The sequence below is a fragment of the Nonomuraea sp. NPDC049378 genome, assembly GCF_055586745.1.
The window spans coordinates 160,564-180,821 of sequence record NZ_JBVJHP010000005.1; the positions used below are offsets into that span (position 1 = coordinate 160,564).

Here is a 20,258-nt window from a genome sequence, read left to right on the forward strand (position 1 = left end):
CGTCGTGGGTTCCGTCGCGAACGTCGAAGGCATCGTCGCGGGCATCGTCGCGGGTTCCGTCGCTGGTCCGGCGCCGGTCGTGCGGTCGGCTGCCTCGCCGGAGGCCGCGCGGGAACGGCCGGGACGCCGGCGGGCGAGGTCGCGGGCGCGTCGGACGGAGATCACCTGGTCAAGCTTACGGTCGGGTCGTCGTCGGCCGCGTCACACCAGGGGTTGATCCCGCTGTCGCCCTCAGGTATCCGATTACATGCTTACGATCGCCGTGAGCGAACATCGGCAAGGAAGGGAACAATCCGAGGCTCCGATGAATTGAGTCGGATGTACTCAACCCTTTGGAGTTCGCATGAGTGAGAGCTTGATCCTTCCGGTCCTGCCGCTCGACGACGAGGTCGTCCTGCCGGGCATGGTGGTTCCGCTGGACCTGTCCGACTCCGACGTGCGCGCTGCCATAGACGCGGCCCGTGCATCTGGTGGCAACAAGCCGCGGGTCCTCCTCGTTCCCCGCATCGACGGCCGTTACGGCGCCATCGGCGTGCGCGCGGTGGTCGAGCAGGTCGGGAGGCTTCCGGGCGGCGAGCCCGCAGCCGTGGTGCGCGGCGTCGACCGCGTCCGCGTGGGCACCGGCACGACAGGCCCCGGCGCCGCGTTGTGGGTCGAGGCCGACACGATCGACGCCGTCGCCGCCGGCGAGCGCGCCCAGGAGCTGGCCAGGGAGTACAAAGCGCTGGCCACGACGATCCTGCAGAAGCGCGGGGCCTGGCAGGTGGTCGACCAGGTCAACCAGATCGACGACCCCTCGGTGCTGGCCGACAGCTCCGGCTACACCCCCTGGCTGAGCAGGGCGCAGAAGGTCGAGCTGCTCGAGGCCGCCGATCCCGCCGACCGGCTGGCCAAGCTGGTCGAGTGGTCGCGCGAGCACCTCGCCGAGCTCGACGTCGCCGAGACGATCCGCAAGGACGTCCAGGAGGGCATGGAGAAGCAGCAACGCGAGTTTTTGCTGCGCCAGCAGCTCGACGCGGTGCGGAAGGAGCTGAAGGAGCTCAACGGCGACTCCGAGACCGAGGAGGAGGACTACCGCGCCCGCGTCGAGGCGGCCGACCTGCCGGAGAAGGTGCGCGAGGCCGCGGTCAAGGAGGTCGACAAGCTGGAGCGGACGCCCGACCAGTCCCCGGAGACCGGCTGGATCCGCACGTGGCTCGACACGATCCTCGACATCCCGTGGAACGACCGCACCGAGGACACCTACGACATCGCAGGCGCACGGGCCGTGCTCGACGCCGACCACACGGGCCTGTCCGACGTGAAGGACCGCATCATCGAGCACCTGGCCGTGCGCAAGCGCCGCCAGGACAAGGGTCTCGGCGTGGTGGGCGGCCGCCGCAGCGGCGCCGTGCTCGCGCTGGCCGGTCCTCCCGGAGTCGGCAAGACCTCGCTGGGCGAGTCCGTGGCCCGGGCGATGGGGCGCAAGTTCGTCCGCGTCGCGCTCGGCGGCGTGCGTGACGAGGCGGAGATCCGCGGTCACCGGCGCACCTACGTCGGCGCGCTGCCCGGCCGCATCGTCCGCGCGATCCGCGAGGCCGGCTCGATGAACCCCGTCGTCCTGCTCGACGAGGTCGACAAGGTCGGCGCCGACTACCGCGGCGACCCCACGGCCGCCCTGCTCGAGGTGCTCGACCCGGCCCAGAACCACACGTTCCGCGACCACTACCTCGAAGTCGAGCTCGACCTGTCCGACGTGCTGTTCCTGGCCACGGCCAACGTCCTGGAGGCCATCCCCGGGCCGCTGCTGGACCGGATGGAGGTCGTCACGCTCGACGGCTACACCGAGGACGAGAAGGTCGCGATCGCCCGCGACCACCTGCTGCCCAGGCAGCTGGAGCTGGCCGGGCTGACCGCCGAGGAGGTCACGGTCGAGGAGGCGGCGCTGCGCAGGCTGGCCGCCGAATACACCCGCGAGGCCGGCGTGCGCTCCCTGGAGCGGTCGGTCGCGAGGATCCTGCGCAAGGTGACCGCCAAGGACGAGCTGCCCGTCACGGTCGGCGAGGACGACCTGGTCGGCTACATCGGGCGGCCGAGGTTCGTGCCGGAGTCGTCACTGCCCGAGTCCCGCCAGCGCACCTCGGTGCCGGGTGTGGCCACCGGCCTGGCGGTCACCGGCGCCGGCGGCGACGTGCTCTACGTGGAGGCGTCGATGGCCGACCCGGAGACCGGCGAGACCGGCCTCACGCTGACCGGCCAGCTGGGCGACGTGATGAAGGAGTCGGCCCGGATCGCGCTGTCCTACCTGCGCTCGCACGGCGCGGAGCTGGAGCTGCCGGTCACCGCGCTGAAGGACCGTTCGGTCCACGTGCACTTCCCCGCGGGTGCCGTCCCCAAGGACGGCCCCTCGGCCGGTGTGACGCTGACGACCGCGCTGGCCTCGCTCCTGTCGGGGCGGCTCGTCCGGGGTGACGTGGCCATGACCGGCGAGATCTCGCTGACGGGGCGGGTGCTGCCGATCGGCGGCGTCAAGCAGAAGCTGCTGGCCGCGCACCGCGCGGGCATCACCACCGTCCTCATCCCGGCCCGTAACGAGCCGGACCTGGACGACGTGCCCGAGGAGGTCCGCGACGAGCTGACCATCCACGCGGTCAGCGACGTGCGCGAGGTCCTGGATCTCGCGCTCACCCCGGCTCAGGTCGCCTCCTCCGTGGCGGCCTGACCCCCACCGCCCGCCGTATCCGAACATGTCCGGGTACGGCGGGCGGCGTGTCTGCGCCCGTTCGGCGGCGGGATGTCGTACCCGGCCCTGGCCGGGGAGTGTCAGTCCCGGCCGTGTGAGCCGTCCGTCACCAGCAGGGCCTCCAGCTGCGTCAGGAGCGAGACCGCGCGTTCGGCGTCCTCCCCGTCCGGTACGGCCCGGCGTACCACCTCCGCCACGGGTGTGGTGGCCCGGCGGAACAACGCCTGCACGGTGGTGTCGGGGACGCGCACCCGGGTGCGCCGGCCGTCGTCCGGGTCGGGTTCGGTGGCCAGCAGGCCGCGCTCGCGCATCCGGGCGACCGAGGCCGACACGTGGCTCTGGGCGAATCCCGTGCGGGCGTGGATCTCGCCGACCGTGCTCCCCGGATGGCGCAGGACGTCCTCGAAGACCGCCTCCTCCCCGGGGGTGAACATCGGCTCTCCCTCGTCGCCCGTCGACATCGACAGCTCCACCAGCCGCCGCCCCAGCCTGCGCAGTCTCGCGGTGTTCATGACCATGGCAGGACATTATATCGCTACCGATGCATCTCCAGCGATATAAATCGCGAAGTGACACGAATCACGCGCCGACCGGGGAATGGGGGCATCTCGCCGCGTCGTTAGCAACCGCGTGAACGAGGCATACGCGAACGACCAGGGCGCCCGCCGGGGCGCCTCGTGTTGTCGCATGCGTATGGGGCGAATGCCGGCCCGTTAGAGCACCCCGTCCGCCCGTTCTCCTCGAAGGTCCTCATGATCACACCAGGTTTCGTGCTGCGCAGGCTGAGCCACCTGCCCTTCCACCCGGGCATGCGCTGAACGCCGGCCACCTGCTGTTCGATCCTGTACGTTTCCGCGGCCCCGACGACGGCCGCCCTCAGTGGTGGGGATGATCCGTGATCCAGGCTTCAGGCCTGCGCAAACACTATGGCGAGACCGTCGCCCTGGACGGTGTCGACCTGCACGTGCGCGAAGGCGAGATCCACGGCGTGCTCGGCCAGAGCGGCGCGGGCAAGAGCACGCTGCTGCGCTGCGTCAACCTGCTCGAACGCCCCACCGCGGGCACCGTCACGGTCGCGGGCCAGGATCTGACCGCGCTCGGCGACGGCGAGCTGAACCGGGCCAGGCAGCGCATCGGCATGATCCACCAGCACTTCGCGCTGCTCTCCTCGCGCACGGTCGCCGGCAACGTCGCCTTCCCGCTGGAGGTCATGGGCGTGCCGCGGGCCGAGCGCCGGCGCAGGGTCGCCGAACTGCTGGCCCTCGTGGGGCTGGACGGGCGCGGCAAGGACCGCCCCCACCAGCTCTCCGGGGGGCAGAAGCAGCGGGTCGGCATCGCGAGGGCGCTGGCGGGAAACCCGTCGGTGCTGCTGTCGGACGAGGCCACCTCCGCCCTCGACCCGGCCACCACCCAGTCGATCCTCGCCCTGCTCAAGCGGCTCAACACCGAGCTGGGCCTGACGATCCTGCTCATCACTCACGAGATGGACGTCGTCAAGACGGTCTGCGACTCCGTCGCCATCATGTCGGAGGGACGCATCGAGGAGTCGGGGGCCGTCGCCGACCTCATCAGGACGCCGGGTTCCCGCCTGACCAGGGAGATCTTCCCGCTGCCCGAGCCCGCCCGGCCCGGCGTGGTGACGCTGACGTTCACCGGTGACCCGGGCCGGCCGGTCGTGTCGGAGGTCGTGCGGAAGTTCGACGTGGACGTCAGCATCCTGGGCGGCTCGATCGAGGAACTGGCGAGCGGATCGGCCGGGCGGCTGCGCGTCGCGCTCGACGGAGCCGAGACCGGTGCGGCGCTGGCGTACCTGCGTGACTGCGGGCTGATCGTCGAGGTCGCGGGGGAGACCAGGGAAGGCAGGGCCGCATGACCTGGGAGGAGATGCTGCCCCTGCTGTGGCCGGCGACGGTGGAGACGGCGCAGATGGTCGGCTGGTCGACGTTGTTCACCGTGCTGTTCGGGCTGCCGCTCGGCGTGGCGCTCGTGGTGTTCGACCGCGGCGGGCTCCGGCCGATGCCGGCGCTGAAGCAGGCGCTCGGGTTCGTGGTCAACATCGGGCGCTCGCTGCCGTTCATCGTGCTGATGATCGCGATCATCCCGTTCACCCGCCTCGTCGTCGGCACCACGATCGGCACCGCCGCCGTGGTGGTGCCGCTCACGGTCGGTGCGGTGCCGTTCTTCGCGCGGCTGGTCGAGACGGCCCTCAGGGAAGTCGGTACGGACGTCGTCCAGGCCGCCCAGGCCATGGGCGCCGGCCGCGCGGCGATCGTGCGCAAGGTGCTGCTGCCCGAGGCGCTGCCCGGACTCGTGGCGGGCCTGACCGTGACCGTGGTCGCGCTCATCGGCTACTCCGCCATGGCCGGCACGATCGGCGGCGGCGGGCTGGGCGACCTGGCCATCCGGTACGGCTACCAGCGGTTCGAGACGCTGGTGATGATCGTCACCGTCGTGGTGCTCATCGTGATCGTGCAACTCCTGCAGAGCCTGGGCGACTGGGTCGCCAGGCGCCTATCGCACAAGTAAGGAAAGAATCATGAAATTTGGTCGCATTGTGGGTGCGGTTGCGCTGGCGTTGTCGCTCGCCGCATGCGGTACGTCACAGTCCGCCACGAAGGAAGCCGAGTCGGCCGACAGCGTGCTCAAGATCGGCGCCAGCCCGGTGCCGCACGCCGAGATCCTCGGCTTCGTCAAGGAGAACCTGGCCCCGGCCGCCGGCCTCAAGCTGGAGGTCGTGGAGTTCACCGACTACGTGCAGCCGAACACGCAGCTCGACGAGGGCCTGCTGACCGCGAACTACTTCCAGCACAAGCCGTACCTCGACGACTTCAACTCCTCCAAGGGCACCGAGCTGGCCTTCGCCGCGCCGGTCCACCTGGAGCCGCTCGGCCTGTACTCGAAGAAGATCACCGAGCCGCAGGCGCTGCCGGCGGGCGCCACGGTCGCCGTCCCGAACGACGCCACCAACCTGGGCCGCGCGCTCAAGCTGCTGGCCGACCACGGCATGGTCAAGCTGAGGGACGGCGCGGGCACCGCCGCCACCGAGCGCGACGTGACGGAGAACCCGAAGAACCTGCGCTTCCAGCCGCTGGAGGCGGCGCAGCTCCCGCGCTCGCTGGAGGACGTCGACGCCGCGGTGATCAACGGCAACTACGCGATCGAGGCCGGGCTCAAGCCCGCGTCGCAGGCGCTGGTGCTGGAGAAGGGCGAGGGCAACCCGTACGTCAACGGCCTGGTCGTGCGGGCGGGCCACGAGAAGGACGCGAACATCGTGACCCTCGGCAAGCTGCTGCGGGACCAGCGGGTCAAGGATTTCATCCAGCAGAAGTACGCCGGCTCGGTGATTCCCGCAGAATGATATCGAGAACGCGTGTGACGGCCGGGAATAACGGGTGATCAATGCCATTGCGGTGGCAAGTCATTTGTAAGCGGCGCGCAATCCGCCGGGCGTATTAAAACAGGGTCAGCAAAACCTCTCCCGAGGAGGCCCAAGTGCGATTCGTCTCGCGAATCATGCTCGGCGTCGTCGCCGCCCTTCTGGTGGCGCTCATCGCTCCTGCCGCCGCGAACGCGACGGCAGGCGGCACGGCATCCGAAACCCGCTCCTACTACGTGAGCTGGGGACCTTATGACTCCACCGACCACAAGGCCGAGGCATCCGGCCACGTGGCGGTCGACAAGAAGCGCGTCAAGCACTGGTACGTGAAGTGGGTGCCGGTGAAGAAGCAGGTGTGCTGGGAGGACCGTAAGGGCCACAAGCACTGCAAGTGGGTCGTGAAGAAAATCAAGAAGCACGTGTGGCAGTGGCGGTACGACCACTCCTACACCGTGCGCAGCACCCTCTCCAACCACAAATGGTGGGGCCAGAACAAGTGCGCGTGGGAAACGTTCAAGGTTGTGCGTGAGGACGGTTCCTCGTATGTCGAGCGGTTCCGCAACTGCGACAGGCACCCGAGGCGCTTCTCCTTCCACGCCACGGACGTCGACCACATCTACGTGGACGTGAGCAGGGGCGGCCGTCACCACCCGGCCGGCCACCACAGCGGCTGGCAGGACGTCTTCCACGCGGGCGCCTGACACGGCGGCGTAGGAGCCGCGGCCTCGACGACGGGGCCGCGGCTTCGCCATGCCGGAGGAAGCCCGCGAATCGGGTTATGGCGGGAGGGCAGGCGACCGAATACTGTTCTGTTCATGTATCCGGGAGCCATCGCAGCAGCCACCCCAGACAAGCCCGCTGTGATCATGGCGGGCTCCGGGAAGGTCGTCACCTACCGCGAGCTGGACGAGGAGTCGAACCGGCTGGCCCACCTGTTCCGCGCGGCGGGACTGCGGCCGGGCGACCACATCGCCTTCATGCTCGCCAACCATCCGCTCTTCCTGGCCATCGCCTGGGCCGCACACCGCTCGGGCCTGTCCTACACGCCCGTCAGCTCGCGGCTGCAGGCCGACGAGCTGGCCTACATCGTCGGCAACTGCGGCGCCCGCGTCTTCATCTCGAGCGCCGACCTGGCCGGCGTCGCCACCTCGATCGTCGACGCCACGCCGGGCGTCGAGCTGCGGCTCATGCTCGACGGCGTGGCCGACGGCTTCGCGTCGTACGAGGAGGCGGTCGCGAAGCAGCCGGTCACCCCGATCGCCGACGAGTGCCTCGGGGCGGACATGCTCTACTCCTCCGGCACCACGGGGCGGCCGAAGGGTGTCAAGACGGCCTCCACGCACGGCCCGCTCACCGAGCCCGGGATGTTGTTCAAGCTCATCGAGGCCCTCTTCGCGCCGTCGTCCGGCAGCGTCTACCTCTCGCCGGCGCCGCTCTACCACGCCGCGCCGCTGCGCTACTCCCTGACGTTCCAGCGGCTCGGCGCGACGGTGGTGGTGATGGAGCGCTTCGACCCCGAGCAGTACCTGGCGCTGGTGGAGAAGTACGGGGTGACGCACTCGCAGCTCGTGCCGACGATGTTCATCAAGATGCTCAAGCTCCCGCCAGAAACCCGCGCAAAATACGATATTTCCTCGCTCAAGTATGCGATCCACGCCGCCGCCCCCTGTCCCATCCCCATCAAGGAACAGATGATCGACTGGTGGGGCCCGATCATCCACGAGTACTACGCGGGCACCGAGGGCAACGGCTTCCTCTACGTCGACTCCGAGAACTGGCTCCGGCGCAAGGGCACCGTCGGCCGCTCCCTGCTCGGCATCGTGCACATCTGCGACGAGGACGGCAACGACCTGCCGCCGGGCGAGCACGGCACGATCTACTTCGAGAACGGCGGCCGCTTCGAGTATCACGGCGACCCCGGCAAGACCCGCGCGGCGCAGGACCCGCGGGGGAGGGGCTGGACGACCCTGGGGGACATCGGCTACCTGGACGCCGACGGCTTCCTGTACCTCACCGACCGCCGCTCGTACATGATCATCTCGGGTGGGGTGAACATCTACCCGCAGGAGGCCGAGAACGTGCTGTCGGTGCATCCGAAGGTCGCCGACGTGGCGGTGTTCGGCGTGCCGGACGAGGAGATGGGGGAGCAGGTCAAGGCGGTGGTCGAGCCGGCGTCCATGGCCGAGGCGGGCCCAGGGCTGGAGGCGGAGCTGATCGCGTACTGCCGCGAGCGCCTCGCGCACTACAAGTGTCCCAAATCGGTCGACTTCCGCGAGGAGCTGCCCCGCCACCCGACGGGCAAGCTCTACAAGCGCCTGCTGCGGGACGAGTACTGGCCGGCGCGAACGTAAAAGTTCGGCCACGGTCGGAAAGCGCCGGCGGCGGCCGCGAGCAGGGCAGGGCCGCCGTCCGCGAAAAATTTCTGACCACGATCTCGCTCCCTGCGACCGGCCCTTGACCAGCGGTGATAAACGACATGTCAAAGCGCCCCGACGCGGCCGATCACGACCTTAAACGGCTCTTACGCGTGACTTGGCACTCTTGAGTCATCGGGACTTGAGGGAGATGGACGAATGGACGCGAACGAGCCTCGCGAGCAGAGCACCGGCGGGTGGAGCCAGTTCGGGGCCACCCCGCCGTCCGCCGGGGGCTTTCCCCGGCGCGACACGATCAGGATGGAGCAGCCGCCGCCCCCGCCGCCCGCGCCGCCGAAGAAGCCGGGTTTCTCCGCCGGCAGGAAGGCGATCGCCGGGCTGGCACTGGCCGCGGTGGCCGTCGGCGGCGGCGTCGTGGGCGCCGCCGTGGCCACCTCGTTCCAGCCCGAGCCGGTCGCCAGCACCGGAACGCCGAGCCCCGTCTTCAAGCCCGCCGCCGACCAGCTGACCGTCGCCGACGTCGCGGCGAAGGTGCAGCCGACCGTGGTGATGATCAAGGGCCAGACCCGTGAGGGCTCGGGAGTCGTGCTGTCGGAGGACGGCCTCATCCTCACCAACAACCACGTGGTGGAGCCCGGCGGCGGGCAGATGACCGTCAAGTTCAGCGACGGAAAGACGGCCAAGGCCACCGCCGTCGGCACCGATCCCGCCACCGACCTCGCGGTCATCCGCGCGGAAGGGGTCTCGGGGCTGCCCAAGGCCACGCTCGGCGACAGCGACAAGCTCAAGGTGGGCGACGCCGTGCTCGCCATCGGCAGCCCTCTCGGCCTGGCCGGGTCGGTCACGGCGGGCATCGTCAGCGCGCTGGACCGTACGCTGACCACCGGCGACGAGCCGCGCCAGCAACTCCCGCCGGGCTGGCCCCAGCAGCAGCAGGAGAGCAGCGGCACCACGATCGGCGGGGCGATCCAGACCGACGCCTCGATCAACCCGGGCAACTCCGGCGGCGCGCTGGTGAACGCCGCGGGCGAGCTGGTCGGCATCAACACCGCGATCGCCTCCGAGGCGGCCGGCGGCGGCGTCGGCTTCGCCATCCCGGTCAACACCGCCAAGCAGGTGTCCGAGCAGCTCATCACCAGTGGCAAGGTCACCCACGCCTTCCTCGGCGTGAGCGTCACCGACGCCACCGGCGACGTGCCGGGCGCCCTGGTCCGGCAGGTCACGGCGGGCAGCCCGGCGGAGAAGGCCGGTCTGCAGGAGGGCGACCTCATCACCAAGATCGCCGGCAAGGCGGTTGACGGCGGAGATACTGTGGTGGGACAGGTCAGAGGTTTCAAACCCGGCCAAGAGGTCAAGATCACATATATGAGGGACGGCAAGGCCGGCGAGGTCACCGTCACCCTCGAAGAGAAAAAATAACAAGGACCCCCTCATGGACGGGTGTGCCGTTGAGATCGCTGCGGACTCGGCGGCACACCCCCCATATCAGGAGAATCGGCGGCCCTCGTCGCGGCGGTAGGCCCATCCGGCGGCCACCGCCGCGGCCACGGTCCACACGGCCAGCATGACCACCGAGACCAGGTCAGGGCTGGAGCCCGCCGTCACCGCCCACAGCAGCTCGGCCGCGCCCCTCATCGGCGTGTACGGCGAGACGACCCCGATGAAGTCGGGCAGGTAGGCCGGTGGCACCAGCAGCCCGCCGAGGATCGCGAGCGGGAAGAACAGCAGCTGCGACACCGCGATCACGGCCTTCGACGGCAGCACGTAGCCGAGGAACAATCCCATCAGCATGAACGGGATCCCGCAGGCGACCAGCACGCCCAGCCCGGCCAGCAGCCTGAGCGGCGTGATCGTCGCCTCCGTCAGGAACGCCGCCACCAGCAGCACGGGCACCACCGAGGCGAGCATGACGGCCAGCGTCGACACCATCCGCCCGGCGAAGCGCGGGAACGGGCCCGCGGGAAGCGTGCGCAGGTAGGCGTTCCACGGTTGCTCGCGGTCCGTGGCGACGGCGATGCTCAGCCCGATCAGCGCGCCGGACGTCGCGCCGAAGAACATCATCGACGCCGATGCCATCGTGGCCGCCTGGGCGTGGTCGCCCGCCATCGGCACCACGAACGCCACCATGGAGATGGCCGGGAACAGCGCGCTGGCCAGGAGCCCGATGGGCACCCTGATCTGCTCGGTCATGAGATAGCGGGTGTGGGCGGCGACCATGCTAGACATGCGCGGCCTCCTTCGAGGTGATGGCGAGGAACGCCTCTTCGAGCGTGGTGGGCTTGATCTCGAGACCGGTGAACGGCGTGCCGCCCGTCACGAGCTCGACGACCAGCCGGTCGGGGTCGGTGGTCACCAGGCTGACCCGGCCGTCGCCGTCGCGCTCGGCGCCGAGCACACCCGGCAGCCGCGCCACGTCGGGCAGGTCGGCGGTGAAGGAGACGCGCCGCACCCCCACGATGTCGCGTACGGACTCCATCGTGTCGTCGGCCAGCACGCGCCCGTGGCCCACCACGACGACCCGCCTGGCCAGAGCCTCGATCTCCTCGATGTAATGGCTGGTGACGAGCACGGTGCCGCCCTCGTCGTGGAAGGAGGCGATGCCGTCCCACAGGGAGCGCCTGGCCTCGACGTCGAGCCCGGTCGTCGGCTCGTCGAGGAAGACCAGCTCGGGGTTGCCGGTGAAGGCCAGCGCCACGGCCAGGCGCCGCTTCTGGCCGCCGGACAGGCCGCCGACCTGCCGCTTGACCAGGTCGCTCAGGCCGAAGCGGGACAGCAGCTCGTCCTTGTCGCAGGGCTCGGGGAAGTGCGCCGAGACGAAGTCGACGATTTCCCCGACACGTGACGTCTCGGGCAGCCCCGTCTCCTGCGGGGTCACGCCGATGCGGCGCCGCACGGCCGGGTCCTGCGGCGAGCCGCCGAACAGCGTGATCGTGCCGGAGGACGGGCGGCGCAGCCCCACGAACAGGTTGATGAGGGTGGACTTGCCGGCGCCGTTGGGGCCGAGCAGCCCGACCAGCTCGCCCGCGCGGATGTCGAGCGAGACGCGGTCGAGCGCGAGCACGTCTCCGTAGCGGCGGGTGACCTCGGCCGCCTGGGCGAGGACGGTCATGTAACGCCTCCAGCGTTGTCGAGCAGGGCGCGAATCGCCTTGGTGTATTCCTCGAAGGCCAGCCGCCCGCGTCTGGTCAGCGCCACGAACGTGACGGGCGTGCGGCCCTTGTGCGTCTTGGTGATCCGCACGTATCCGGCCTCCTCCAGCTTCGTCAGGTGCACCGACAGGTTGCCGGCGGTCATGCCGAGCAGCTCCTTCATGGAGCCGAAGGCCATCTCGTCGCCGTCGGCGAGCACGTTGAGCGCGGCGACCACCCGCAGCCTGGCCTGCGCGTGGATCACCGGGTCGAGATCGGGCAGTGCCTTGTCCCCGCTCACCTCTCGCGCCGCCGCAGCCAGACGCCCGCCACGATGAATCCGCCCCCGAGCAGCACGGCCGTCAGCAGGGCGTGCCAGCCCGCGCCGAGCAGCACGCCCAGCGCGTTGACGGCGGCGACCCAGGCCCCGACGAAGAACATCGGCCAGTTGAGCCAGATCGCGCCGCCGGCCATGTGCAGCACCGCCACCACCAGCAGCGACGTGCCCGCCCAGAGCAGGCCGGTCTCGTCGGGCGGCAGCAGGGGGCCAAGCCTGGAACAGATGACGACCATGAGCAGCATGCCCGCCATCCACGCGTAGCCGAACATCGCGCCGCGGGCCGAGCTCTCGCCCCGGACGAGGCTGTTCATCCGCACGATGCCGAACGCCGCGATCGCGCCCGCCACCATCTGCGCGGCCATCAGCACCGCCAGCGCCTGCATCTGGGAGATCGGCGCGTACGCCCGCTCGTCGAGCCCGTAGTGCAGGAAGAACGCGGTGAAGCCGATCAGCCAGGCCACGCCCCAGGGCATGTAGAGCAGCAGCGGGTCGCCGGAGAGCCATTTCGTGGTGGCGGTGCGCTGCTCCTCGATGACGCGGAGCATCTCCTCGGGGCTCGGCGCCCGGTCATCGTCTACCAATGCAAACTCCTCGATGTCGCAAACTGGTTTGTAGCTTAAACCAGATTGCCATGCCAACTCCACCCCGGGGAGCGGGCGTTCGGAGCGGTGCCGGCCTAACGCCTGGTCAGGACCTCGGACTCCCACAGATCCCGGTAGTAGCCGGGTACGGAGACGAGCTCGTCATGGCGGCCTCGCTGGATGACGCGGCCCTCGTCGAGCACGACGACCTCGTCGACCGCCTCCAGGCCCTTGAGCCGATGCGTCACGAGCAGCGTGGTGCGGTCCCTGGTCACGTCGAGCAGGTCGGCCATGAGCCGGTCGGCCGTCTCCTCGTCGAGCGCCTCAGCGGGCTCGTCGAGCAGCAGCACGGGAGGGTCGTACAACAACGCCCTGGCCAGGGCCAGCCGCTGCAGCTGCCCGCCGGACACGGTGGTGCCGTCCTCGCCCAGCTCCGTGTCCCAGCCGGTGCGCTCGACCCACGCCTCGAGCCTGGCATCCCGTACGGCGCGCCGCAGGTCCTCGTCGTCCGCCTCGGGGCCCGCGAGACGCAGGTTGTCGCGCAGGCCTGCACGGAAGATGTAGGGGTCCTGGGTGAGCCCCGTCATCAGCGTCCGCACGTCGTCACCGGCGAATTCGCGCAGGTCGGTGCCGTTCACCGTGATCGTGCCCGACTCCGGCTCCGCCAGGCGCATCAGGGCGGCCAGCAACGTGCTCTTCCCTGCCCCGCTCGGCCCGACGACCGCGACCCGCTTGCCGGGCGTGAGCCGCAACGACACCCCGTCCAGCGCCGGCCGGCCGCCGGCGCCGCCCGCCGTGCCCCGGGAACCGGGCGGCCTGGGGGTGTGTTCACCGGCTGCCGGAGCGGCGCCGGGGGACGACGGGACACCGGACGGGGGCGCCTCCCTGGCGGCGTGGCGCACCACCAGATCGTCGATCTCGACGGTCAGGGGTCCGCCGGGCACCGGCGCGGGTGCGGCGGGCTCGCCGACCGCCGGTTCGGCGGAGCGGACCTCGCGCAGCCGCCGCAGCGCGGCCGTGATGCCCGTCATGCGCTCGCCCGCGGCCGCCAGGGGCAGCACCGGCTCGAAGGCCACCAGGGACGTCAGCGCCAGCACCGCCGTCCCGACGGAGCCGGCGCCCGCCCCCTGGGCGAGCAGGACGACGGCCGCCACCGTCAGCCCCTGCACCAGGGTGCCTCCGGCCAGGGCGGCGGCATGGACGCGGGCCTGGCGGCGTTCGAGTGCGGCCAGGGACTCGTCCGCGGCCAGGGCCCTGGCCAGCGCCGCGTCGTCGGCGCCGTAGGCGGCCAGGTCGGCGGCGCCGTGGACGAGGTCCGCCACCCGCCCCGCCAGCGCCGCCCTCGCCGGGGCGATCCTGGCCGACCAGCGGCGCGCGGCGGCGGCCGTGCCCGCGGGCAGGACCACGCCGGCCAGCACCAGGCCGGCCACCAGCACCAGCGCCGCCACCGGCAGGATGGTCAGCCCGATGACGACGGCGGCCAGCCCGGCCATCGCGGCCGCCGCGGCGGGCAGCAGGCAGCGGACCAGCAGGTCCTGCACGGCCTCGGTGTCGTCGACCATGCGGCTGAGCAGGTCGGCGCCGCCGTGCCGGGGGCGCTGCGGCGGGATCAGGGCCCGGTAGAGCCGCTCACGGGTGCCCGCCTGGGCGCGGAGCGCGACGTCGTGACCTGTGAGCCGTTCGGCGTAGCGGAAGACGCCCTTTCCGGTGGCGAACGCCCTGGTCGCCACGATCGCCACGCTCAACGCGGCCAGCGGCGGCTGTTCGGCCGCCCTGGTGATCAGCCACGCGGCGGCGGCGATCAGCCCGAGCCCCGCCAGGTCGGCCGCCGACCCGGCCAGTACGGCCCAGGCGAGCCGCGTCCCCATGCGCCGGTTCATCGCCCGCCCTCCTCGCGCCGCACATCCGCCACCCGCCGGCCACCCCGAGCCGCCTCGTCCGCCCCGCGTCCTGAGGGGACGCCGGTCGCGTCCGCGATCCCGCCCCTTGAGGGGACGCCGGTCGCGTCCGCTGAGGGGACGCCGGCCAGGTCCGCCGCCCCGCCTCCTGAGGGCATGCGGGCCGCGTCCGCCGTCGCGGCGGGGCGGGTGGTGTCGGAGACGACGCGGCCCTCGTGGACGCGCACGACACGGTCGGCGAGGTCGATCATCGCGGGGCGGTGCGCCACGATGACGGCCGTACGGTCCCGGGCCAGGTCCGCGGTGGCCGCCACCACGGCGGCCTCGCTCCGCCCGTCCAGGCGGGCCGTGGGCTCGTCGAGCAGCAGCACGGAGGCGTCAGGACGGCAGAAGGCCCGCGCCAGCGCGATCCGCTGCCGCTGGCCCGCCGAGAAGTCGGCCCCGCGCTCGCCGACCACGGTGTCGAACCCCCTCGGCAGGTCGGCCACGAAGCCGGCGTGCGCGGCCGCGGCGGCCCTGCGCACTTCATCGAGGGAGGCCGACGGCGCGCCGAGCCGGATGTTGCCGGCCACGGTGGTGGCGAACAGGTGCGGCCGCTGCGCCACGAACGCCAGCCGCGCCCGCCAGCTCGCCAGGTCGAGCTCGCGCAGGTCCGTGCCGTCGATGAGCACCCGTCCCTCGGACGGATGGACGAAGCCGAGGATGAGGTGGAGCAGCGTGCTCTTGCCCCCGCCGCTCTCGCCGACGAGGGCGACCCGCTCGCACGGGCCGATGGTGAGGGAGACGTCGTCGAGCGCGGCGCCGTCCCGGCCCGGGTAGCGGACCGTCACGTTCTCCAGCCGGATCTCCGGCGCGCTGGCCGCCGACGGAGCCCCGGACCCGGGCGTGCCCGTCTCCGGGGACGTTGCCGGGCGGCGTACGGGGTCGCCGGAGGCGGAACGGTCGAGCACGGCGAAGGCCGCGTCGGCGGCGGCCACCCCTTCCATGGACGCGTGGAACCGCGTCCCCATCGCCCGCAGCGGCAGGTACGCCTCCGGCGCCAGCAGCAGGACCAGCAGGGCCGTCGTCAGGTCCAGCGACCCGCCCAGCAGCCGCAGCCCGATGGGCACCGCGACAAGCGCCAGCGACAGCGACGCGCACAGCTCCAGGACCAGCGACGACAGGAACGCCACCCGCAACGTCCGCATGGTGGCGCTCCGGTGGGCGTCGGCGACCTGCCGGATGACGCCCGCCTGGTAGCGGGCCCGGCCGAACGCCCGCAGGGTGGGCAGCCCGCGCACCACGTCGAGGAAGTGGCCGCCGAGCCGCGACAACGCGAGGTACTGGCGCTCGGTGACCGCCTTGGTCGTCATGCCCACCAGCGCCCCGAAGACGGGGATCAGCGGCAGCGTGACCAGCACGATGACCGCGCTGGCGAGGTCGGCGGCGAACAACCGGACGAGCACGGCCACGGGCACGACCGCGGCGACCGCGACGGCGGGCAGGTAGCCGGTCAGGTAGGCGTCGAGCCCGTCGAGGCCGCGCCCGGCGAGCGTGACCAGCTCGCCGGAGCGGTGCGCGGCGAGCCTGCCCGGTCCCAGCTCGCGCAGGCGTGCGAGCAGCCGGTGGCGCAGCGCCGACTTCACGCCGGTCGCGGTGCGCCCGGCGAAGACACCCTGCGACCAGGCAAGGAGCGCGCGTACGCACACCACTCCCGCGAGGACGGCCAGCGCGGCGGCCGTGAACCTGCCGGACAGCACCCCGGCGAGGAGTTCGGCCTGCACCAGCACGAGCAGCCCTGCCAGCACGGCCGCGGCCAGGGTGACGGCGAGATGGCGGCGGACCGAGCGCTCGGCCCGCATGAGCCGCAGGAGATCCTTGTGCACGTGCCCTCAGAAGAACGACGGGAACCGGAAGGCGTCCTTACCTGGACGGAAAGTCCGCCATACCCATACTTGCGCGCCGAGCATGATGGGTGCGAACGGCAGCACCATGAGACTGAGCACATTCAGCGTGGCGGGGGGCGCGCTGTGCCCCAGCAGGTACGGCATCGCGCCCGCCAGCACCCCCAGCGCGGGGATCGCGGCGACCAGTCCCGTTCCCAGCAGCGCCCGCCCCGACCGCGTGCCGCCGAACTCGCCCGGCGTGCGCCAGGCGAGGAACGTCCATCCGTGCAGGGCGAACAGCAGCGTCATCACCACGCCCAGCAGCACCCCGAGGGGGTGGATGGGCGGTGACGCGAACCCGGTGGCCGCCGCGTACAGGGCCATTCCCCAGCCGAACGAGAGCCCCAAGGACCCGAACGCGATCGCCGCGTCCCAGAAGCCCCGCCACGCGGAGCCGTCGAGCCTGCGCCGGAACCACAGCCCGGCGTCGCGCACGACCCAGCTCAGCAGCATGGCCACGACCAGCGGGTACAGCCCGAACAGCACCTCGCCTTCCAGGAGCGGGTAGACCCCGAACAGGGTTCCGGCGACGGCGACCAGCCACACCTCGTTGGCCAGCACGTACGGGGCCACGGCGGCCACCATGCGGTCGCGGGTCTCCCGCGTCCTGCCGAGGACCGGCAGCAGCAGCCCCACGCCCAGGTCGAAGCCTTCGAGGGCGAAATAGCCGGCCAGCAGCACCGTGAAGAAGACGAACCAGATCACTTCCATGGGTCACGCACTCCTCAGTAGCTCAGCGCGGGGGATCGCGGCTCGTCCGCCGCGGCGGCGCCCAGGGCGGGTTCGCGCGGTCCCCGCCTGACGATCCGGGCGATGAGGACGTAGTCGACGACGGCCAGCAGCCCCAGCACGGCGGTGAAGGCGACGAGCGAGGCCGTGACCATGCCCGTGGTCAGCCCGGGCGACATGGCGTCGGCCACGGTGAGCCGTTCCCGGATCATCCACGGCTGACGCCCGACCTCCCTGGCCGCCCAGCCCAGGATCGACACGATGAAGGGCAGCGGCGTCATCAGCATCAGGATCGGGTGGGTCCAGCGCCACTTGTGCAGCACGCCGGCCATCGGCAACATCCCGAGCAGCACGACCAGCGCGAGCAGATGCCCGGCCTCCATCATGAGAGCGAGCGGCAGCGCGGCGCCCACGTTGCCGTCGAACTTGCCCTCGGCGACCCCGCCGAACTGCGCGTAGCCGAAGCCCAGCGTCACGAGGATCCCGATGGCCGCGGTGTACACGCCCATGCGCATCGACCGGGTGAAGAACTCCAGCTCCTTGGTACGGCGCCGCAGCTGGTACGCGCTCGCGCCCACCAGCACCATGCCCCCGGTGAACAGCCCGGCCCCGAGCACGTGCGGGAAGGCGAAGATCAGCGCCTTGTTGGTGAGCAGGGCGCCGAAGTCGGTCAGCACCATCCGGCCGCCGCTCACCACGGAGCCCGCCGGGTTCTGCAGGAAGGAGTTGGCCACCATGATGAAGAAGGCGCTCGCGTACGCCGTCAGCGTGACGAGCCAGATGCACGCCACGTGCGCCCACGTGGGCAGCCGGCCCCACCCGAAGATCCACAGCCCGAGGAACGTGGATTCCAGGAAGAACGCCACGAGGGTCTCCATGGCCAGCGGCGCGCCGAACACGTCGCCCGCGTGGTGGGCCAGCCCGCTCCACGCGAGCCCGAACTGGAACTCCATCACCAGCCCGGTCACGATGCCCAGCGCGTAGTTGACGACGTAGATCTGCCCCCAGAAGCGCGTCATTCCCTCGTGCACCGGCCTGCCCGAGATCGCCCATCGCGTGTGCATGATCGCCACCAGTGGCGCCAGTCCCAGCGTGAGCACGACGAACAGGAAGTGCAGGCTGCCCGTCACCGCGAACTGCGTGCGGGCCAGGTCGAGTACATCCATCACGACTCCGTTGTTGTGCTGCCTACTCTAGACAGCCTACATATAGACAGCCTACATGTAGGCTGTCTATATGCGAGACGGATGTCTAGGATCGGAACCATGAACCCGGACGCGCTACGCGGACACATGGACGCGCTGCTGCTCTCCGTGCTGGAGCGGGAGCCGCTGCACGGCTACGCCATCATCGAGGCGCTGCAGGAACGCAGCGGAGGCGCGCTCAACGTGCCGACGGGCACCGTCTATCCCGCGCTGCGCAGGCTGGAGCGCATCGGCTACCTCGCCAGCGAGTGGGCGACCGTCGGCGGCCGCAGGCGCCGCACCTACCGGCTCACCGGCGCGGGCAGGAAGCAGCTCGAGGGCGAGCGCTCGGCCTGGCGGGAGTTCACGCAGGTGATCGGCGGCGTCCTGCGCGCGAACGCCGTCGCGCCAGGGTGAGAGAGCGGGCGCGTCAGGCGGCGGGCGGCCGCGGGGCGCGGGTGATGCGCATGCACCGGGCGGCGCAATAGATCTGCATCCCCCACACGGCCCAGGTCACCAGGTTGGCGAGCATGGCGGGCAGGGCCTCCAGGCTGTTGGGGTCTTTCGTGCCGTAGGAGAGCACCAGCCCCAGGCCGCCGGTGATCGGCAGCGACGCCCACACGATCCACCCCAGCGACCTCGTCACGAGCCGGGGCCTGTGGACCCACCGGGCGCCCCGGCTGAGCGCGAACAGCGCGATCCCGCCGTACGCGCCGGTGGCCAGCTGGACGCCGTCGAGCAGCAGCGAGAGCGTGTGGTACCACTCCGGCTGGTAGGTCCAGGTGTCGTCGCTGGGCGGGTAGAGGCGCCACAGCAGAGACCACATGAGCACCGTGATCGGCAGGCCGGCGAACAGCAGGACGCCGAGCCGCCGGCCGGCGGATGCGGTCAGCTCGGCCTGGTAGCCGGGAGCGATCCTGGCGACCTCCCCGAACTCGGCCACCGCGGCCCGCTCCGCCTCGGCCCGGTCCAGGCCCTCCGACTCCAGCGCGTCGGCGGTGTCGGTCAGGCTGTCGCGTGCTTCGACGACCAGGTCACGCTTCAGGCCGTGCGGGCCGGCCAGGGCGCGGTCGAGATCGGCCACGTAGTCGTCGATACGCATGAGGTCAAGTCTAGGGAGTGAGAACCCGGGGGCCCATCCGGGATTTCCCCGATGTTTCCCAGGGCGGGCTTGATATGTAGGAAAAATCCTACGTATAGTGTCCGACATGCTGATCTCTCCCGCCCAGACATGACGCCCGACCACGTGTTCACCGCGCTGGCCAGCCCGGCCAGGCGCGAGCTGCTCCGCCTGCTGCGCGACGAGGGCGCGCAGCCCGCGGGCCGGCTGGCCGAACGGTTCGACATGAGCAGGCCCAGCGTGTCGGAGCACCTCCGGGTGCTCAGGGACGCGGGGCTGGTGTCGGAGACGCGCAAGGGGCGCGAACGGCACTACCGGCTGGAGGCGGCGCCGCTCATGGAGATCCGCGACTGGCTCAGCCCGTACGAACGGTTCTGGCGGGAGAGGCTCGCCACCCTCACGACCGTGCTCGACGAGATGGAGGACGACGATGCCCCACGACACGACGGCTGACGACCTGCGCGCGATCAGGGTCGACCAGTTCATCGCGCACCCGCCCGCGAAGGTGTGGCGCGCGCTGACCGAGCCCGAGCTGGTCGCCCGCTGGCTGATGCCCAACGATTTCAAGCCGGAGGTCGGGCACCGGTTCACGTTCACCACGGAGCCCAAGAAACAGGTGGGCTTCGACGGCGTCGTCCACTGCGAGGTGCTGGAGATCCGGCAGGAGCGGCTGCTGAAGATCAGCTGGAGCGACGGCAAGCTCGCCGACTGGACGGTCACCTGGCGGCTCGTGCCCGAGGGCAGGGGCACGCGGCTGTTCCTCGACCACGAGGGCTTCGACCCGGACGACGAGCTGCAGCAGCTGTCGCGCCGGATCATGGGCGGCGGCTGGCGCAACGCCGTCTTCCGGGCCATCACCGCCGTCGTGGACGGGCTCTGA

The 20,258-nt window shown here is 71.1% G+C and carries 20 protein-coding genes; 10 read left to right on the forward strand and 10 right to left on the reverse strand.

Features of this window, described 5'->3' with window-relative positions:
- Positions 1 to 343 precede the first annotated feature (343 nt).
- Positions 344 to 2,701: an endopeptidase La gene (gene lon / locus ACZ6SA_RS12850; RefSeq protein ID WP_443151495.1), complete on the forward strand. Its 2,358-nt coding sequence runs from the start codon at positions 344 to 346 to the stop codon at positions 2,699 to 2,701.
- Between the two features lie 101 nt (positions 2,702 to 2,802).
- On the opposite strand, the gene ACZ6SA_RS12855 is transcribed toward lon, so the two are convergent.
- Positions 2,803 to 3,240 carry a MarR family winged helix-turn-helix transcriptional regulator gene (locus tag ACZ6SA_RS12855; protein WP_465827956.1) on the reverse strand — a complete coding sequence of 146 codons (438 nt, stop codon included), beginning with the start codon at positions 3,238 to 3,240 and terminating at the stop codon, positions 2,803 to 2,805.
- 377 nt (positions 3,241 to 3,617) lie between these two features.
- Between ACZ6SA_RS12855 and ACZ6SA_RS12860 the strand changes: the two genes are divergently transcribed.
- The 6 genes from ACZ6SA_RS12860 to ACZ6SA_RS12885 all read left to right on the forward strand — a co-directional run bounded on the left by ACZ6SA_RS12860 (position 3,618) and on the right by ACZ6SA_RS12885 (position 9,892).
- Positions 3,618 to 4,595: a methionine ABC transporter ATP-binding protein gene (locus ACZ6SA_RS12860; protein WP_347643058.1), complete on the forward strand. Its 978-nt coding sequence runs from the start codon at positions 3,618 to 3,620 to the stop codon at positions 4,593 to 4,595.
- The gene (locus ACZ6SA_RS12865) at positions 4,592 to 5,248 is read left to right on the forward strand and encodes a methionine ABC transporter permease (RefSeq protein ID WP_347643059.1); all 657 of its coding nucleotides are present in this window, start codon (positions 4,592 to 4,594) and stop codon (positions 5,246 to 5,248) included. Before ACZ6SA_RS12860 ends, ACZ6SA_RS12865 begins: the two co-directional genes overlap by 4 nt.
- Before the next feature lie 10 nt (positions 5,249 to 5,258).
- On the forward strand, positions 5,259 to 6,080 hold the full coding sequence (locus ACZ6SA_RS12870; RefSeq protein ID WP_465827958.1) for a MetQ/NlpA family ABC transporter substrate-binding protein: 822 nt from the start codon (positions 5,259 to 5,261) through the stop codon (positions 6,078 to 6,080).
- Positions 6,081 to 6,214: 134 nt separating this feature from the next.
- Positions 6,215 to 6,799: a hypothetical protein gene (locus ACZ6SA_RS12875; protein ID WP_465827960.1), complete on the forward strand. Its 585-nt coding sequence runs from the start codon at positions 6,215 to 6,217 to the stop codon at positions 6,797 to 6,799.
- Between the two features lie 114 nt (positions 6,800 to 6,913).
- A complete protein-coding gene (locus ACZ6SA_RS12880; RefSeq protein WP_465827961.1) occupies positions 6,914 to 8,449 on the forward strand; it encodes an AMP-binding protein in 1,536 nt (511 codons plus the stop codon).
- A 222-nt stretch (positions 8,450 to 8,671) separates the two neighbouring features.
- On the forward strand, positions 8,672 to 9,892 hold the full coding sequence (locus ACZ6SA_RS12885) for a S1C family serine protease (protein ID WP_465827962.1): 1,221 nt from the start codon (positions 8,672 to 8,674) through the stop codon (positions 9,890 to 9,892).
- 66 nt (positions 9,893 to 9,958) lie between these two features.
- Here the strand turns inward: ACZ6SA_RS12885 and ACZ6SA_RS12890 are convergent, their stop codons facing one another.
- From ACZ6SA_RS12890 to ACZ6SA_RS12925, 8 genes are all read right to left on the reverse strand, one after another.
- On the reverse strand, positions 9,959 to 10,699 hold the full coding sequence (locus ACZ6SA_RS12890) for an ABC transporter permease (protein WP_347643064.1): 741 nt from the start codon (positions 10,697 to 10,699) through the stop codon (positions 9,959 to 9,961).
- Entirely contained in the window at positions 10,692 to 11,582 is an 891-nt protein-coding gene (locus ACZ6SA_RS12895) for an ABC transporter ATP-binding protein (protein ID WP_465827964.1), read from the reverse strand. The genes ACZ6SA_RS12890 and ACZ6SA_RS12895 overlap by 8 nt, the downstream gene beginning before the upstream one ends.
- Positions 11,579 to 11,902 carry a transcriptional regulator gene (locus ACZ6SA_RS12900; RefSeq protein ID WP_347643066.1) on the reverse strand — a complete coding sequence of 108 codons (324 nt, stop codon included), beginning with the start codon at positions 11,900 to 11,902 and terminating at the stop codon, positions 11,579 to 11,581. Before ACZ6SA_RS12900 ends, ACZ6SA_RS12895 begins: the two co-directional genes overlap by 4 nt.
- A complete protein-coding gene (locus tag ACZ6SA_RS12905; RefSeq protein WP_347643067.1) occupies positions 11,899 to 12,522 on the reverse strand; it encodes a hypothetical protein in 624 nt (207 codons plus the stop codon). The genes ACZ6SA_RS12900 and ACZ6SA_RS12905 overlap by 4 nt, the downstream gene beginning before the upstream one ends.
- Before the next feature lie 95 nt (positions 12,523 to 12,617).
- Positions 12,618 to 14,402 carry a thiol reductant ABC exporter subunit CydC gene (cydC, locus tag ACZ6SA_RS12910; RefSeq protein WP_465827966.1) on the reverse strand — a complete coding sequence of 595 codons (1,785 nt, stop codon included), beginning with the start codon at positions 14,400 to 14,402 and terminating at the stop codon, positions 12,618 to 12,620.
- Positions 14,399 to 16,285, reverse strand: coding sequence for a thiol reductant ABC exporter subunit CydD (gene cydD / locus ACZ6SA_RS12915; protein WP_465827968.1), 1,887 nt, complete (start codon positions 16,283 to 16,285; stop codon positions 14,399 to 14,401). The genes cydC and cydD overlap by 4 nt, the downstream gene beginning before the upstream one ends.
- A 6-nt stretch (positions 16,286 to 16,291) precedes the next feature.
- Complete coding sequence (locus ACZ6SA_RS12920) at positions 16,292 to 17,056, reverse strand: cytochrome d ubiquinol oxidase subunit II (protein WP_465827970.1); 765 nt, start codon at positions 17,054 to 17,056, stop codon at positions 16,292 to 16,294.
- Positions 17,057 to 17,070: 14 nt separating this feature from the next.
- Complete coding sequence (locus ACZ6SA_RS12925; RefSeq protein ID WP_465827971.1) at positions 17,071 to 18,240, reverse strand: cytochrome ubiquinol oxidase subunit I; 1,170 nt, start codon at positions 18,238 to 18,240, stop codon at positions 17,071 to 17,073.
- A gap of 99 nt (positions 18,241 to 18,339) precedes the next feature.
- Between ACZ6SA_RS12925 and ACZ6SA_RS12930 the strand changes: the two genes are divergently transcribed.
- The gene (locus ACZ6SA_RS12930; protein WP_465827973.1) at positions 18,340 to 18,675 is read left to right on the forward strand and encodes a helix-turn-helix transcriptional regulator; all 336 of its coding nucleotides are present in this window, start codon (positions 18,340 to 18,342) and stop codon (positions 18,673 to 18,675) included.
- Between the two features lie 13 nt (positions 18,676 to 18,688).
- Here the strand turns inward: ACZ6SA_RS12930 and ACZ6SA_RS12935 are convergent, their stop codons facing one another.
- Entirely contained in the window at positions 18,689 to 19,360 is a 672-nt protein-coding gene (locus tag ACZ6SA_RS12935) for a permease prefix domain 1-containing protein (RefSeq protein ID WP_465827974.1), read from the reverse strand.
- A gap of 129 nt (positions 19,361 to 19,489) precedes the next feature.
- Between ACZ6SA_RS12935 and ACZ6SA_RS12940 the strand changes: the two genes are divergently transcribed.
- Both ACZ6SA_RS12940 and ACZ6SA_RS12945 read left to right on the forward strand, forming a co-directional pair.
- The gene (locus tag ACZ6SA_RS12940; protein ID WP_347643074.1) at positions 19,490 to 19,831 is read left to right on the forward strand and encodes an ArsR/SmtB family transcription factor; all 342 of its coding nucleotides are present in this window, start codon (positions 19,490 to 19,492) and stop codon (positions 19,829 to 19,831) included.
- On the forward strand, positions 19,809 to 20,258 hold the full coding sequence (locus ACZ6SA_RS12945) for an SRPBCC family protein (RefSeq protein ID WP_443151482.1): 450 nt from the start codon (positions 19,809 to 19,811) through the stop codon (positions 20,256 to 20,258). The genes ACZ6SA_RS12940 and ACZ6SA_RS12945 overlap by 23 nt, the downstream gene beginning before the upstream one ends.

Coding starts and splice junctions, on each gene's coding strand:
- lon (WP_443151495.1), top strand. CDS start 344: ATGAGTGAGAGCTTGATCCTTCCGGTCCTGCCGCTCGACGACGAGGTC.
- ACZ6SA_RS12855 (WP_465827956.1), bottom strand. CDS start 3,240: ATGGTCATGAACACCGCGAGACTGCGCAGGCTGGGGCGGCGGCTGGTG.
- ACZ6SA_RS12865 (WP_347643059.1), top strand. CDS start 4,592: ATGACCTGGGAGGAGATGCTGCCCCTGCTGTGGCCGGCGACGGTGGAG.
- ACZ6SA_RS12870 (WP_465827958.1), top strand. CDS start 5,259: ATGAAATTTGGTCGCATTGTGGGTGCGGTTGCGCTGGCGTTGTCGCTC.
- ACZ6SA_RS12880 (WP_465827961.1), top strand. CDS start 6,914: ATGTATCCGGGAGCCATCGCAGCAGCCACCCCAGACAAGCCCGCTGTG.
- ACZ6SA_RS12885 (WP_465827962.1), top strand. CDS start 8,672: ATGGACGCGAACGAGCCTCGCGAGCAGAGCACCGGCGGGTGGAGCCAG.
- ACZ6SA_RS12890 (WP_347643064.1), bottom strand. CDS start 10,699: ATGTCTAGCATGGTCGCCGCCCACACCCGCTATCTCATGACCGAGCAG.
- ACZ6SA_RS12895 (WP_465827964.1), bottom strand. CDS start 11,582: ATGACCGTCCTCGCCCAGGCGGCCGAGGTCACCCGCCGCTACGGAGAC.
- cydC (WP_465827966.1), bottom strand. CDS start 14,402: ATGAACCGGCGCATGGGGACGCGGCTCGCCTGGGCCGTACTGGCCGGG.
- ACZ6SA_RS12920 (WP_465827970.1), bottom strand. CDS start 17,056: ATGGAAGTGATCTGGTTCGTCTTCTTCACGGTGCTGCTGGCCGGCTAT.
- ACZ6SA_RS12925 (WP_465827971.1), bottom strand. CDS start 18,240: ATGGATGTACTCGACCTGGCCCGCACGCAGTTCGCGGTGACGGGCAGC.
- ACZ6SA_RS12930 (WP_465827973.1), top strand. CDS start 18,340: ATGAACCCGGACGCGCTACGCGGACACATGGACGCGCTGCTGCTCTCC.
- ACZ6SA_RS12935 (WP_465827974.1), bottom strand. CDS start 19,360: ATGCGTATCGACGACTACGTGGCCGATCTCGACCGCGCCCTGGCCGGC.
- ACZ6SA_RS12940 (WP_347643074.1), top strand. CDS start 19,490: ATGACGCCCGACCACGTGTTCACCGCGCTGGCCAGCCCGGCCAGGCGC.
- ACZ6SA_RS12945 (WP_443151482.1), top strand. CDS start 19,809: ATGCCCCACGACACGACGGCTGACGACCTGCGCGCGATCAGGGTCGAC.